Origin of the sequence: Flavobacterium sp. 90, from assembly GCF_004339525.1 — a bacterium.
Taxonomy (GTDB): Bacteria; Bacteroidota; Bacteroidia; order Flavobacteriales; family Flavobacteriaceae; genus Flavobacterium.
This window is the reverse complement of record NZ_SMGE01000001.1, coordinates 5,830,770-5,845,771: the sequence shown is the minus strand read 5'-3', so window position 1 is coordinate 5,845,771 and position 15,002 is coordinate 5,830,770. Positions and strand designations below refer to the sequence as shown.

The window sequence follows — 15,002 nt, the reverse complement described above, 5'->3', positions numbered from 1 at the left end:
AATCAGCGTTCTTTTTTACGTTCGATAATCTTCATTACTTGCTCGACACACTCAGCCACATTATCTTTTTCATTACTGGATGAAGAAGAAGAAGCTGGTTTTGCACCCGAATTTGAATTTTCGCTCACGTTTATTTTAATGTGAAGCTCTTTGATTTCAATTGGCATGGTAAATTATTTTTTATGAAGAGTGAAATAATTATAAGTAAGCTCAAAGCTTTCAATAACAATTTTGCTTTCTAAAGCGCTAAAATCTTCAACTGCCCATTTTACTGGATAGGCATGTACAACTTTCCAGTGCATTAAAGGTTTGTGGTCCTGATCCAAGAGTTTTACCGTTAAATCAACAGGCTTAAATTCGAAATTTTCTATTGCTTTTCGGCACCATTCTATCACGTCAGAATCAATAAGGATCCCTCTTTTGAGAACCAAATTTGGATATTTGGTCTTTACAGGGACTTTGTGTTTGAATCTGTTTTCTCCACCCTCGACAAATTCTTCCGTTTCAAGATCTACAGAAAGTCCTGATACCGATTGAAATTGATGGTCTTTTTCTTTTGTTCCCAGTTGATCAAATTCAACCAGAAAATGAAAACCTACGGGTGGATAATAATTAGCCATGATTAGTCATTTTGAATAGATAAGCCTTCGTGAACCAATTCTATAGACTCGATAGCAACTTCGTTTCCATCGGCTTTTAAATCAGTTGATTGCACTTTTGTAGGCCATGCATTTTTTACTTTCCAGGTAATCACCGGTTCGTGTTCCTCGTTAAGTAATTTGATGGTAATATCTCTTCTTTCGATGGTGTTTAGTTTTACCGTATTCCACCACGCATAATATTCATTATCGCTTTTAAAAGTTCCTCTTTTCATGGTAATGTTAGAGAACTTTTGCATGCCCGGCATCTTTATTTTGCTGTATTCCGGACTAGCGCCCTGACGGTATTCAATAACTTCAGTTTCTACATCTAATCCGGAAACTTCTGTAAAACCTATTTTTGTTCCACCCCAGTCAACTGAGAAATGAAACTTTGATAATGGATAACTCATGATCTATATTTTTTTAATGATGATTATTTAATTAAGATTCCTGCATTTTGTGAGAGAAACGAAGGATGATAAACTCCGCTGGACGAACTACTGCCAAACCAATTTCGATTATCATTTTACCGTCTAAAATATCCACCGCAGACATGGTTTGTCCCAGTCCGATTCTTACATAGAATGCTTGTTCTGGTTTTGCTCCCGCCAAAGCTCCGGCTCTCCATTGAAGAATTAAAAAATTCTCAATCATAGCTCTTACTCTTATCCAGGTATTGGCATCGTTAGGTTCAAAAACGAATTGTTCGCTTGCTTTTTTAATGGATTCTTCCGCCATATTAAAAAATCGGCGAACCGGAACATAACGCCATTCGCTATCGTTACCAGCTAAGGTTCTTGACCCCCAAACCAAGGTTCCTTTGCCGGTAAATGTTCTGATAGCATTAATAGATTTTCCTGCAACGGTATCAATATTTAATCCGTCTTGTATATTATTAGTGATTTTTACCGTAGGCGTGATGACATAGTTTAAACTAACATTTGCCGGTGCTTTCCATACTCCGCGATCACTATCAACTCTTGCATAAATTCCTGCTATGGCAGAACTTGGCGGCAGCGTTATAGAAAGATTAGAAATTTCGGAAAGTATTTTATTGTAGGTTACGTTATCAAGCTCTGTAATATCTGCCAGAAAACGACCATTCATGGCGCCGTTATTTGTATCATTTGGTTTTGCGAGTGTTACAGCAGCAGTAATTGCATCAATATTAGCTGCAATAGGTGCAAAAAGATCAACATCAAAGGTAATAGCTACAGGCAAGTCAAGGATAGAATCCGGTGCTGTGAAATGCAAGATTTTTGCAATTTCAGATAGTACCGTTGGAACACCTGGCGCTCCTTTAATATTTGCTGTTATTTTTACTTTGTTATTTGCAGTTTTTGCTTTTCCTAATAAATCAGCCAAATTGGTTTTAACGCTTTCAATTTTATCGTCCAATTCAAAAGGATCAGTGAGCGTTTTTAAAGCTGCCGTAATAGCGTCTCTGGTTGGTTGATCTTCTTCATCAGAAGCTATTGCTGCTAATGCTGCTTTTTTAATTTTTTCTTTTTCTCCTATAAGATTGGCGAGATCTTTATTCAAAGCTTCGAATAAGAGTATAAAGTCATTGTTTTTTGCCACCGTAAAAGTTCCTGCGGCTGCAGCTGCGGCATCTGCATCTGCTTGTGTTCCTCCTCCGGTGATAACTGCTTTTGCCGCTGCAGTTGCTGCTGCATTACTAAAGCCGTTTGTTGATTCAATAAACTTCAAAACGTCGGCTATACTTCCGGTTAGATTATCATTTGTTCCCGGAACTGTTTTTAATTTGTTGATTAATGGTACAATTGCATTTTTTGAACCTGATAAATCGCTCAATACAGTTGACATTGCATTAGGCGTAGGCGAGGTAAAATGCTTAATCATAATTTCGCTTGCATTGTATCTGTAATCCAGAATAGTCTCTAAATGCGGATAATAAGCAGCTCCATATTTTAAAGTATCTTTCTCTGAACTAATAACTCCTCTCAAGTCGTCAACGTTTGTATCTGTTGGGCTGGTAGCATCATAGCTAAGCGTGTCAATTATTGTAAAACGATCCTGCAGATTTCTACATTGGTTTAAGGCATCATTATACAAGCCATAAAAATCAGTTGTATTGATACCGGTTACTTGAGTAGCATCCGGAAAAAGGATAAGTGTAGGTTCATCCATTTTTTCTAGTTCAAGCAAACCTTTTTTTAATTGTGAACTATCATTTATAGAGGTTACTTTTGCGTCAGCGTCATCCAAATCATCGCCATAACGGCCAACTGATATAATGTAACATGGACCACCGCCATTTGCAAAAAACAATTGCAGCGAATAATACATCAAAAAAGGCTGTCTGCTCGATGGTTGATTTACAATAACAGTTCTTGCTGTCGTGCCATTATCAACTATATCATTAATGGTAACACTAATTGTTGTCTCTGGTTTTGCAAAGCCAAAAAAACGTTCGTACTCCAAAAGAGATGTTATTCTTGTTGGTTTCAATTTCAAATCTCCATTAATCTTGTTAGTGGCTTTTTCTGTATAGCCAATAAAAGCAGGAATCGCTGTCTCTACCTGGGCAACAGAAGGGGGAAACTTTACGATTTCCTCAACATATACTCCAGGCGTTTTGTAAGTTGTTGCCATAATTGAATTGTTTTTTAATTATTAAATAAATATTTCTGAATAGTAATCACTATCGATTTTTAGTATTGATTTTACAGATGGATTTGGGTATTGACTTTCTGCCGGTTCTGAAGGATCAAAGTCATTAAGCGGGTCAATTTCTACAAAACCGGAGCGTGTTAGTGGTTTTACGGTTTTGGTTTCGATTATGGTTCCTGCTTTACGGTTGATATATTTCCAAAGTGTTTTTCGATTATCAAAATGAATTTTAAAATTTGGACTTATCAATTTTCCAAATTCGTCTACAATATTCCCCAAAATATTGTCGCCTTTTGCGGTTAATGAAATAAGCCCAAAAACACCTTGCTGTTCTGATGGCTGAAGTGTAGAAATTAAATTGACAGTAGTTTTTTCAGATACTAAATAGGCATTTGAAATAAGTTTGTTGTCATTTATTTTTGGAAGATATTTAAACGAAACCGGTTCAGTTAATGGTTTTACATTACTGAAAAGATATACCTGAGTAGGAGCAAAATCAAGATTAGTATAATTTTCAAATTGATAGTCATTAATTTTGATTAAAAAATTCAAGTTCAAATCAACAGGGACTTCTATAAATGGGTCGAATGCATTTGCTTCTTTGACTTTGATGTATATACTGAAACCTGTTTTAGTTTTTTTGAATACCATTTTGTAGTTTTTGAGTACAGAATTGGTTTCCAAAGTTGGTGTTATTGTCGAAAATGCGTCTGTATTAAATTGCTGAAGCATTTTTTCCTGATCAGCAGGAGGCATGCTTGCAAAAGTTTTTTCTCCATTATTCAAAAAATAATTGTGAAGAAGCGTTACTTCAAATAACAATCCGTATGTACTAGAATAACTCATGACTATTCTTTTCTTTTGGTTACACCTGAAAATTCACCAATAAGCTGTCCTTCTGCCTGGGTAATATTGCGCTCAATTTGTATCATGCTCACTTTATATAAAGCCGATGGAAGCTGTTTTCCACCCAATGTTCCCCAGATATAATTTAATTCTTCAAAAGTGGGAGTGTAGAGCTCAACCGTAAATCTAAAGTTGTCTACATTGCTCATTGCGCTGCTGTTTCTGTTAAAGATGGTATTGGCTTGAGTAAAAAGCTTTTTCCCCTGAAAAAACTCAATAATTTTCGAAATATCCTTAAGAGAATTGACGTATTTATCTCTATTTGCACTAAAAAGGATATAGAGATTTAAATTGATGACACTGTTTTTGTAAATTGTTTTAGTATTTTCAGTACTATGATTTGGGAAGTTTTTTAAAGTAGCTTCTTCGGCTAAATTGATTACGGTAAGTGCCACGCCATCTTTTAATACTTCGCCTGTATCGTCTTTTTGAGATTCTAAAAAAGCAATATTTTCAGGGACAATAGATTTCTCTAACCCAATTTCTTCGAGATAGTTGTTTACTTGTTCTGAAATTATTTGTATTACTTCAAAAATCATCTTTGGATAAAATTTATTATAAATACTAATTGAAATGTATGGAAAGGAATAAGAGGCGCAGAGTGTAATTAGAATTGGGGCTTCTGACTGTGCTTTAAACTTGTGATTAACAGGGCTTTTAAGATTTGACTAAATTAGATAAATGTAAGTGTACCAGAAAAGGGGAAAATTCCCCTTTTTTGATTTATTTAAGATATTGGTTGTTAGTTAGTTGTGTTCGATTTGTGATTCCTTGAAATCAGTAAGATTATGAGCAAAAAAAAGCTCCGGATTTCTCCGAAGCTTTTGCGTTTTGTCACTAAATAATTTAGTTATGTTCTGTTTTTGTGAGGTTAAAGTTGTTTACATCCATCTCTCATCGATGAGTTCGGGTGTTTCAAAATCAACTATCCTTTCTTTTGGAAGCATTAGTTTATCGATCTGATTTTGGCTGATATATTGTTTTTGTTCTTTAATAAAATCAGAAATGTCGAATACAAATTCAATATTTTCTTTTATCAATTTCTCAAAATCTTCTTCCTTTAAATCAAGTTGTATGGTTTGCCTTTCGAGTTCTTTTCCAAAATAATCATAATCGGGATTCCAATTTGGTGTTACTTTTTGTAAAATCTCTTTAAAGACCTCTTTTTTTATCCAAATAGCCAATACACTTTCTTGATTTTCTTTTTCTCTCGAGTTGTAATTGTGTATTATTGATAGAAAACTTTGTTGTAATGAATTTGCTTTCAAACTACTATAATCAGGTTTCTCACGATCTTGGCTTTCTATAATAGAAGCAGCTGTACTTTTTTCATTAACAAGATATAATACAATATATTCCTTTGCTATATAATTATATGGCGGAGTATCAATAGTATGAAGGTTTTTCATTAGATATCCTATGATATTTTGTCCATTTTGGGGTAATTCTTTTAGCCTTTCCGAATAACTTTCAAGCGCTATCGCAAAACCTTTATAGCTTGATTCTCCTAAGACAGAAACTTTTCTTCTGAATTCAAAATCCCATAAGTCTAGTCTTTTGATGGCGTATTTAGCTATTGTTTCATTGGCTTGTTCTTCTATTTGTTCTAAATATTTTTTAGCTTCATTAGTACCAATGTCGGCAAGTGCCCAAGTACATTTTCTTTGCAAAGGAAAGTATTCATTCCATCTAAGGTATTCAAAATCAGAAAATGCTACTTTAAATAAAGATTCTGCCGTAAGAGGATTTGAAATTTCCTGAAAATCCCTCGCCATATATTCATGATCTTTATGCCAGTCAGATTCGAAGATTTGACAAAGAAGTAAAAGAATTTCTTCATCGTCTTCATAGACGTGAATAAAAGAAATTTTGCTATTAAAAAATCCATCACCGTCTTTCTCGGCTATAAATTTTTTTATTGTAATTAAATCAGTTTCTCTTTGGTTCATTTGTTTATTAATGATTTGGTTTTTGGTTAAAGTTGTCTGAATGTTTTCTGAATTTGCTCGCTAGCGCGCAATGTCATTAAGTTAAGGAAAAATATTTTTAATACTATATCGCATAAATCTCACGCAAAGTCGCGAAATCGCAAAGGTTTTGTCATTTCGCGACTTTGCGTTTTTATAAAAATTATAGTTCAAAAAAGCTTAACTTAATGACATTGCACTCGCGCCAGCACGGGTAAATACTATCAAAAAAAAGAGACTTTCTAGTCTCTTTTTTTGAATTATTATATCTTTAAATATAGATTATTTATCAAGTAATTTTTCAAGTCTTGCCATCATTTCCTCTTTTTCTTTCAACATTCGCTCGTATAGCACAATTTTTTCTTCGTGAAGTTGAATCAATTTGTCAATTGGATGGATATTAAGTGTTCCATTAAATGAATTAGTAAAGGCGTGTTCTCCAAATGTATTAGAAATAATATTAACTGCTTGCTCTTCATCAAAATTTTGAAAAGCTTCAACAGGGATTCTTAATACTGCCGAAATTTGTTTCAACAGACCATCTTCAATAATATCTTTCTGCTCCAGTATAGAAATTTTCTTCTGATTCCAGTCATTTCCCAAATCAAAAGCCAATGCATCTTGTTTGACTCCAAGCATTTCTCTGAATCGTTTTACGTTTCTTCCCTGATGTATTTTCTGTTCCATAATGAATATCAATTTTCTAAAGGCCCAAATGTAAAGCCATTCGGATAAAAATCCTGAATTTCAAAGATAGAAAAATATCCGTAATCTAAATTTAAAAACGATATTATGAAAAGTTCATACAAACCATTTTTGGGAAGATTTGAAGAAATTAGCCTATTTGCAAGTGAATTTATAAGATAATATAAGAATTTGTGATTTTAGTTTAAGGATGACTTAACTATAGTTTAAAAAAAGTTTGTTGCAGATTATAATTTGCAACATTTATAAAATTTTTTGTAATTGCCATGTTTGTAAATTAGTGTTGTCACAAAATTTAGAAATATGAAACACTTTACTTACCCAAAACTGCTTTTGATTTTGGCTGTATTTTTTTTCAGCTGTAATCAATCTCAGAAAACGGATTCCGTAACAGAAAAAACAGATTCTGGAGAATTAGACCGGACTACATTGCCAATTCCAGAACCTCCTTTTGGCGGTAAAATTGGAGAAACTTATAAAGATTCAAAAGAAGAATGGCCAAAACTTGTTACACCTCCGCAAGGAGCGCCAAATGTGATAATCATACTTTTAGATGATGTTGGTTTTGGACAAGTAAGTACTTTTGGCGGACCAGTTCCTACTCCAGAATTGGATAAGCTTGCGGCTAATGGCTTAAAATACAATAGATTTCATACTACTTCGATTTGTGGGCCTTCCAGAGCTGCGTTATTGACAGGAAGAAATCATCACAATGCTGGTTCAGGCTTTTTGGCGGAATGGGCGACTGGGTATCCGAGTTATAATTGCATGATTCCAAAAACTACTGCAACATCAGGCAGAATTTTAAAAGGAAATGGGTATAGTACGAGTTGGTTTGGAAAAAATCATAATACACCAGATTGGGAGACTTCAGTGGCTGGTCCTTTTGACCGCTGGCCTACGGGTTTAGGATTTGATTATTTTTATGGATTTAATGCAGGAGAAACACATCAGTATTACCCGGTTCTTTTTGAAAACACAAAAGCGGTTGAGCCGGATAAATCTCCTGAACAAGGTTATCATTTTATGACGGATATGACAGATAGAGCAATTAACTGGCTGCAATACAGTAAATCGGTTGCACCTCAAAAGCCAGTCATGATGTATTTTGCTCCCGGTGCTGCACACGCTCCGCATCATGCACCAAAAGAATGGCGCGAAAAATTTAGAGGTCAATTTGACAAAGGCTGGGATGTTGTAAGACAAGAGACTTACGAGCGCCAGTTGAAAATGGGAATTATTCCGCCAGGAACAAAACTTACTCCAAGACCGGACTGGGTTACGCCTTGGGACAAACTTTCGGAAGATCAGAAAAAATTATTTGCACGTTTAATGGAAAATTATGCCGGATATCTTTCGTTTGCGGATCATGAAACAGGAAGGCTTTTAGAAGCTATTAATAAACTTCCGGATGCCGATAATACGTTGATATTTTATATAGTAGGGGACAACGGAGCAAGTTCAGAAGGAGGAATGGAAGGAACGGTAAATGAGATAAAAGCATTGAGCGGTATAGCAACACCTTTGGCTGATAACTTAAAACATTTAGATCAAATTGGTGATCCTGATACAGAACCGCATTATCCTGTAGGATGGGCGTGGGCAGGAAATGCGCCTTTTCAATGGGTAAAACAAGTAGCTTCTCACTTTGGCGGAAGCCGAAACCCAATGGTTGTAAGCTGGCCAAAAGTAATTAAAGATAAAGGCGGGATGCGCAGTCAGTTTGTTCATTTAATAGATGTGCTTCCTACAATTTTAGAGGCTTCTCATCTTCCGGCTCCAAAAACCGTTGATGGCGTAGAGCAAAAACCTATGGATGGTGTTTCTTTCTTATCGACTTTTGCAGATAAAAACGCTAAACCTGTTAGAACCAGACAATATTTTGAGATTTTTAGCAACAGAGCCATTTATGATAATGGCTGGGTTGCTGCTGCCCAGCATACTTTTCCCTGGAAACAGGACTTTGCACCTGGAAATTGGGATAAAGACAAATGGGAACTTTATAATATTGATGAAGATTACAGTGAATCTGTTGATTTAGCAAAGAAAAATCCTGAAAAATTGAAAGAATTAAAGGCAATTTTTGAGGAAGAAGCAAAGAAATATAATGTCTATCCGTTAGATGACAGAGGAACAGGCAGATTGATTTCGCCGAAACCTACTCCGTCTGATCCTAAACGTAAGCATTTTACTTTTTATTCAGGGGCAATCAGACTGGCAGAAACAGCTTCTCCGAATACTAAAAATAAATCGCACAGTATTACGGCTGAAATTGAACTAAAATCAAAATCAGACAGCGGTGTTATTGTGGCTTCTGGTGGAAGTTCAGCAGGATTTGTTTTTTATGTACAGAACGGAAAACTGGTGTATCATTATAATTATTTTGATGATAACCGTTACGTGATTACTTCGAAAGAATCATTGCCATTGGGAAAAAGTACGGTCAGATTTGATTTTGCTTATGATGGAGGGGGAACCGGAAAAGGCGGAACCGGAAAACTTTATATTAACGATAAGTTAGTCGGAGAAGGCAGAATCGATAAAACCGTCGCGGCTCGTTTTGGAATCGATACTTTCGGAATTGGAGAAGATACAGGATCTCCGGTTGCAAAATCCTATAAACTTCCATTTAAGTTTACAGGAATAATTGATAAGGTTGATATTGATTTGAAGTAGAAGAAAAAAGAAGCATAAAAAAATCCCGTTTCGTTAGAAATGGGATTTTTTTGTGACCTCTGCGATACAAGTTATAAGTCATTTTATAAATGATTTAAAAAGAACTGGAATTTATGCTGTAATTGATTTGATTTTTCAAGATTAGAATCGAAGTTTACAAAAATAACGGACTAGTTACTACTTACAAAATAGAGATTAAAACATCAAACGGTTTAAATTTTATAATCAAAAGAAGTAAAAAAGAAGGATGTAAATCCCGGTCAAAATAGCGTTTGATTTTTGTATTATATCTATTCCCTAGGCATATTTATAATACAATTGATCAGTTAAAAGATTCCCTATATTGCAAAGGAGATTGATTCGTTTTGGTTTTAAAAAGTTTATTGAAAGATTGTGGATGTTCAAATCCTAATTTGTAGGCAATCTCCGCTACAGATAATGAAGTGGAACTAAGTAGGTCTTTAGACTGATTAATTAGTTTGTCCTGAATATATTGCTGCGTATTTTGACCTGTAACTGAACCTAAAAGATCACTTAAGTAACGCGGCGATAAATTTAACTGAGTACTGAAGTATTCTACAGATGGTAAACCCTGTTCTGAAGTGATATTTTTTGTAAAATATACCTCTAATAAATGGTCTAATGCAGTTATGATGTCATGGTTTAGCGTTTTTCGGGTAATAAATTGGCGATTGTAAAAACGATTACTATAATTCAGTAACAATTCTATTTGCGAAACCAGAACATCCTGACTAAAATGATCGATATTGTTTTCTAATTCAGTGCCTATTGTATCAAATAAATTTCGGATTATTTCCTTTTCTTTTGCAGATAAAAACAATCCTTCTGAAACAGCGTAAGAAAAAAAGCCATATTGTGTTATAGAACTTCCTAAAGGGTAATTTCTTATGAAGTCAGGGTGAAAGTAGAGTGAATAACCTTGATAGCTGTCTGGATTATCTGAAGAAAATACAACTTGTTTTGGTTTTAAAAAAGCTAAACCGCCTTCCTCAAAATCATAATATCCTTGTCCATATTTTACACGTCCTTTAAAATTGGTTTTAAATGAAATTTTATAAAAATCAATACAAATCTTTTGGTTTTTTTCAAACACAGTTGCTGCCGCTTCATCATAATTTACCAGAACTATAAGTGGATGTTTTGGAGAGGGTTGTTCAAGATACTGCATCAATTGAGAAATACTTGAAAAAGCCAGCATATTTGAGTTATCGTGTTTCATCTTAACCATAAATGTACAACTTAATTTTGTATGCGACAGGCAAATTTAATTCTGTACTGCCGGGCGGATAACTATATCTCCTATTTCAACATCGGCAGGCTGCTCAATTGCATAAAGTACAGCATTAGCAACAGCATTTGGGCTGATGGCCATTTTTTCCATATTCTCTTTAATAACAGATTTCATCACATCATTTTTAATATTTTCTGCAAAATCTGTTTTTACAAATCCGGGAGAAATTCCTGTAATACGTATTTCTCCATTTGACTCTTGTCTAAATGCTTCTGTTATAGTACGCACCGCATTTTTCGTTCCTGCATAAACGCCTTGCATGGGTACAATTTTTATTCCCGATGTCGAGATTATATTGATAATATGTCCAGATTTTTGCTGCTTAAAAACAGGAATTGCAGCAGCTATTCCATAGAGAACACCTTTAATATTTACATCAATCATTTCTTCCCAGCCATCAATATCTAAATCATCAATTCTGCTAAGTTCACTCATGCCGGCATTGTTTATAAGCACGTCCAATCTACCGTAAAAACTAACTGCTGTATGAATTAAAACATCTAAATCTTCTTTTTTCTTAACATCGATAACAACATATTTCACTTCTCCAGCTGTTTTTTCTATTTCATCAGCTAGTTCTGCAAGTTTATCCTTGTTACGGGCACCCAGGACAACTTTTGCTCCATGTTCAGCAAGTTTTAATGCAATTGCTTTTCCTATTCCACTGCTTGCTCCAGTAATTACAACAACTTTTTCAATAAGTTTTTTCATTTTTATTCTTTTATAATGAAGTACAAAAGTCGTAAGTTGTTTTTTGTTCCATGTAGTCAAGTTGGAAGATATTGTAGTCAAGTCAGATAGTTGCAGCTGCACTATTAGGTATGTGGTTTGCCATTTAAAGTAGTAATTACTCTTAAACTATCTTAAAATTATTACTTTAAAATCAATTTTTTTGTTTAGATGCAGCAGTATTAAATTAAAAAAATACCTGCTTTTCTTAAAAGCAGGTATTTTTAAATAATTATAATATATTATTAATGCTGGGAAATATTGGTTTTCAGCCAAAGATTTACATCGTCAAACATTTTTTATATCGGATTAGCGAACTGTATTTAGTTCAGGGTATTTTTTTGTTCGAAGTCTGTTCCCTTTTCGAACAAAGAAAAAAGTTAATTAAACAGCCTGTTTAGCTTCACTTAGCGTAACGGTTTTGCCCAATGCACCAAATTCATGTAAGTCTCCAAATACTTCAATACGAATAGATTGATCAAGACCTCCAACTCGTAATGGTTCAAAACCATTGTCACGAATTAAATTTTCAATTTCGTCATTAATAGTGATGTCATCAGTTGTATAAAACTCAACTGCTTTTTCGGGAGTTTGAAAAGAGGCATTTACAAGAGATGCTGCTCCTAATGTTCCTAGTGCTTTTGCTAATTTTGCACCATTAGGTAATAATGTAGAAAGTATTTGTCCAGCCGATTCGTCTGAACCAATTATTTTTTTGAAACCACCATTTTCATCAAGAGCAATTGGGTTAGAAGGATCTACAATAATTTTACCTTGTAATTCTGTTGCATAGGTTTTAAAAAACTCTTTGATAGGATCAAAATAAATGGCTAACACAACAATATCTGCTTCTTTAATGGCATCAGCAATGGTTGCTGGTTGTACCAGATTACCTAATTTTTGAGAAAGCTGGTTTGCTTTTTCAATTGTTTTATCAGCAACAATTACGGAACGATTTCCTTTTGTAAGATTTGTAGCAATAGCAGCTCCGATATTTCCCAGACCGATAACTGCAACTTTTGATTTTTGTGTCATAACTATTTCTATTTAATGTTAACTATAATTTGTTGATACAAATGTCCGACAGTGGATAGTGGTTATCCAATGATGTAGTTTAAGAAATAGTCTTGATGTAGATTAAGAATTTTGGGAAAGCTTGCTGCGCTGGTTTCTTAATCGGCTTAAAAACTCAGGAGTTACACCCAGGAAAGCCGCTATTTGAACCTGAGATATACGGTTAAGAAGCTGAGAATAGTTATTCAAAAAATATTCATAACGTTCCTCTGCAGTTGAACTAATGTTTTGCAATAAACGTTCTTGTAAATGAATAAAACCGTTTTCTATTAATACTCTGAAAATACGGTCGAAAATAGGGAATTGTTTATATAGTGAGATAAGATCTTCGTGACTTATTTGTAAAACAACCGTATCTTCTAAAGCATCAATATTCAGGGTAGAAGGTTTCATCCTGTGAAAACTTCCAAGATCGTTTATCCAATAATTTTCAGTTCCAAATTCTAAGATATGGATGTTACCTTTCTTATCAACATTATAGGTTCTAATACAACCTTTGATCACAAAATTAAATTGTGTGCAAATGTCACCTTCCTGTAAAATATATTGTCTTTTTCTGTAAAGTCTGGAATGAAACTTTTCTTTTACCAAATCTTTCTCTCTATCATTTAATACATAACCCTTTTTCTTGAAGTAATCAAGCAAAGGTTCTACAGAGGTTATTGATCCTATTTTATTCATTTATTGGTTTGTAAGCTATTGCACAAAATTATTTAACAGACACAAATTTATACATTTTTCAAACGCATTACTGCTTTTCGTTTAGTATAAAAAGACTATTGATTAATCTTATGGTAAAGTTTTAATAAAGAATAAAGGGTTATGATTAAGCTATGAAAAAGTCCGTTTTTTTAGTAATAGCAATACTAGTTCGTGTTTACTAAATTGCTTGAATTCAGTTGGGGCAACTTTACAGGAAATACAAAAATCTACTAAGCCTAACTTTTAATCTTCTGTTTACAGGTTTTTGGACGTCATTAAAAACACGTTTAAGCTAAAGCGATCTTCATTTTATGAAACTTATCCTTGATTAGCTTTTCCTTTTCTTGAGTTGAAATACATTTCCTTCAGGGTCAATTCCGTCACAAAGCCAAAAGTTATAATTGTCAAAAGTTTTTAGTTCCCGCATGGGAATATTTTTTTCAATAAACTCTTTTCTAATCATTTGTAAGTCGTCGTCAATCTCAAAAACGATTTTAGTATTATTGTCAAATTTGTGATTAGGATTAATTTGCTGCATGTACTTTTCTCCAATTTTATGAAACCCAATATTTACATTTCCTGCGTTGAGTAAAACCCAAATTTCATCTTCTTCAAGAACTTTCAAATTGAAGTTTTCGACATAGAACTTTTTAAGAAGCTGAATGTTTTTTACATATAGAATTATTGCGTCAAGTTTTGCATTCATTTAAGTTATCGTTTAAATATTTTCACTATCGATCTCGTTCCTTTGTCATTTTAAATTATCAAAAATCATGAATTTCAAAGATAAATAATATCCTTTATCCAAACTTTTTTAAAAAAAATATTATGAAAAGTTGAATAGCGATTTTCATTTAATTTTTGTTATGTCTACGCTACAAATTATATACCATTTTATGAATGATTTAAAAAGAGTTGGCGTATTTTCAATTGAATTTGTGATAATTGTTTTGCTTTTTTATTTGAAGCAGTTTGTATGTCTTGTGGACGTTAAATGTTAAAAAGCGGATAGTATTTTCGATTGTTTTTAAGTTTAATAGCGTGAAAGAAATGTAATAAATAAAAAAATGGAGTATTTTCGTTTTACTCAATAACCAATCTTTTAAAGAATTGATCAAAAAATGGGACAATATATTACTCTTATTTTCGCAGATGAAAAAATAGAAATTGATAATAAAATACCACATTTTTACGAAGATGGTTACTTAATAATTCCATATAAGGATGAAACACGTAGTGCGGTTGAAAGGTTACAAGATATATGCAAAGAGGGAATGACACTTGACGAGTTATTTAATTTTTATATTGATACAGAATTCATTTTAAATGAAGATAACAAAACTTGTGTACTTGAAGAATATGAAGGATTAAATACCGATTTAGATGATTTAGAAGAGATAGATTTAGTTGAATTTTTAAAACGATTAAATCTTTCAGATTTTACAGTTTTAAGCTATGATGATTTAGCTGGAGATTACATTTTAAATTTTGAAAATTATAGTTATAAAAATTTAGATCCAGAATCCAATAGACCCAGAATAAGAATGGATAAGCCATATCTCTATAAATATGGAGGATGTTTGATGCATTGTCTGAAAGATATTGAAGCTAGAGGAAATAATTTTACTAAATAATATAAGTTTGTTTATATTTTAA

At 33.4% G+C, this 15,002-nt stretch carries 15 protein-coding genes; 2 read left to right on the top strand and 13 right to left on the bottom strand.

Going from position 1 to position 15,002, the window contains the following annotated elements; genetic code table 11:
* Positions 1–2: 2 nt before the first annotated feature.
* From C8C83_RS27285 to C8C83_RS23810, 8 genes are all read right to left on the bottom strand, one after another.
* The gene (locus C8C83_RS27285) at positions 3–167 is read right to left on the bottom strand and encodes a DUF5908 family protein (protein WP_165877254.1); all 165 of its coding nucleotides are present in this window, start codon (positions 165–167) and stop codon (positions 3–5) included.
* Between the two features lie 6 nt (positions 168–173).
* Positions 174–620, bottom strand: a complete 447-nt coding sequence (locus C8C83_RS23840) for a phage tail protein (RefSeq protein WP_121331030.1) — start codon at positions 618–620, stop codon at positions 174–176.
* A gap of 2 nt (positions 621–622) precedes the next feature.
* Entirely contained in the window at positions 623–1,051 is a 429-nt protein-coding gene (locus tag C8C83_RS23835) for a phage tail protein (protein WP_008463601.1), read from the bottom strand.
* A gap of 31 nt (positions 1,052–1,082) precedes the next feature.
* The gene (locus C8C83_RS23830; protein WP_121331029.1) at positions 1,083–3,257 is read right to left on the bottom strand and encodes a phage tail sheath C-terminal domain-containing protein; all 2,175 of its coding nucleotides are present in this window, start codon (positions 3,255–3,257) and stop codon (positions 1,083–1,085) included.
* A gap of 21 nt (positions 3,258–3,278) precedes the next feature.
* Positions 3,279–4,121 carry a hypothetical protein gene (locus C8C83_RS23825; RefSeq protein ID WP_121331028.1) on the bottom strand — a complete coding sequence of 281 codons (843 nt, stop codon included), beginning with the start codon at positions 4,119–4,121 and terminating at the stop codon, positions 3,279–3,281.
* A gap of 2 nt (positions 4,122–4,123) precedes the next feature.
* Positions 4,124–4,720 (bottom strand): DUF4255 domain-containing protein, encoded by a 597-nt coding sequence (locus C8C83_RS23820; RefSeq protein ID WP_121331027.1) that lies wholly within the window; start codon positions 4,718–4,720, stop codon positions 4,124–4,126.
* Between the two features lie 342 nt (positions 4,721–5,062).
* The gene (locus tag C8C83_RS23815) at positions 5,063–6,130 is read right to left on the bottom strand and encodes a DUF4291 family protein (RefSeq protein ID WP_121331026.1); all 1,068 of its coding nucleotides are present in this window, start codon (positions 6,128–6,130) and stop codon (positions 5,063–5,065) included.
* A gap of 300 nt (positions 6,131–6,430) precedes the next feature.
* Positions 6,431–6,835 (bottom strand): helix-turn-helix domain-containing protein, encoded by a 405-nt coding sequence (locus C8C83_RS23810; protein WP_121331025.1) that lies wholly within the window; start codon positions 6,833–6,835, stop codon positions 6,431–6,433.
* Between the two features lie 321 nt (positions 6,836–7,156).
* Here C8C83_RS23810 and C8C83_RS23805 point away from each other — a divergent pair, with 321 nt between their 5' ends.
* Positions 7,157–9,529, top strand: coding sequence for an arylsulfatase (locus C8C83_RS23805; protein ID WP_121331024.1), 2,373 nt, complete (start codon positions 7,157–7,159; stop codon positions 9,527–9,529).
* Between the two features lie 322 nt (positions 9,530–9,851).
* Here C8C83_RS23805 and C8C83_RS23800 read toward each other — a convergent pair whose 3' ends face one another.
* The 5 genes from C8C83_RS23800 to C8C83_RS23780 all read right to left on the bottom strand — a co-directional run bounded on the left by C8C83_RS23800 (position 9,852) and on the right by C8C83_RS23780 (position 14,052).
* Positions 9,852–10,769, bottom strand: coding sequence for an AraC family transcriptional regulator (locus tag C8C83_RS23800; protein WP_121331446.1), 918 nt, complete (start codon positions 10,767–10,769; stop codon positions 9,852–9,854).
* A gap of 45 nt (positions 10,770–10,814) precedes the next feature.
* On the bottom strand, positions 10,815–11,552 hold the full coding sequence (locus tag C8C83_RS23795) for an SDR family oxidoreductase (protein ID WP_121331023.1): 738 nt from the start codon (positions 11,550–11,552) through the stop codon (positions 10,815–10,817).
* 402 nt (positions 11,553–11,954) lie between these two features.
* Complete coding sequence (locus tag C8C83_RS23790) at positions 11,955–12,605, bottom strand: NAD(P)-binding domain-containing protein (RefSeq protein WP_121331022.1); 651 nt, start codon at positions 12,603–12,605, stop codon at positions 11,955–11,957.
* A gap of 102 nt (positions 12,606–12,707) precedes the next feature.
* Positions 12,708–13,325: a Crp/Fnr family transcriptional regulator gene (locus C8C83_RS23785; RefSeq protein WP_121331021.1), complete on the bottom strand. Its 618-nt coding sequence runs from the start codon at positions 13,323–13,325 to the stop codon at positions 12,708–12,710.
* Positions 13,326–13,674: 349 nt separating this feature from the next.
* Positions 13,675–14,052: a VOC family protein gene (locus C8C83_RS23780; protein ID WP_132011931.1), complete on the bottom strand. Its 378-nt coding sequence runs from the start codon at positions 14,050–14,052 to the stop codon at positions 13,675–13,677.
* A 415-nt stretch (positions 14,053–14,467) separates the two neighbouring features.
* Here C8C83_RS23780 and C8C83_RS23775 point away from each other — a divergent pair, with 415 nt between their 5' ends.
* A complete protein-coding gene (locus C8C83_RS23775) occupies positions 14,468–14,980 on the top strand; it encodes a hypothetical protein (RefSeq protein ID WP_121331019.1) in 513 nt (170 codons plus the stop codon).
* The last annotated feature ends 22 nt before the right edge of the window (positions 14,981–15,002 follow it).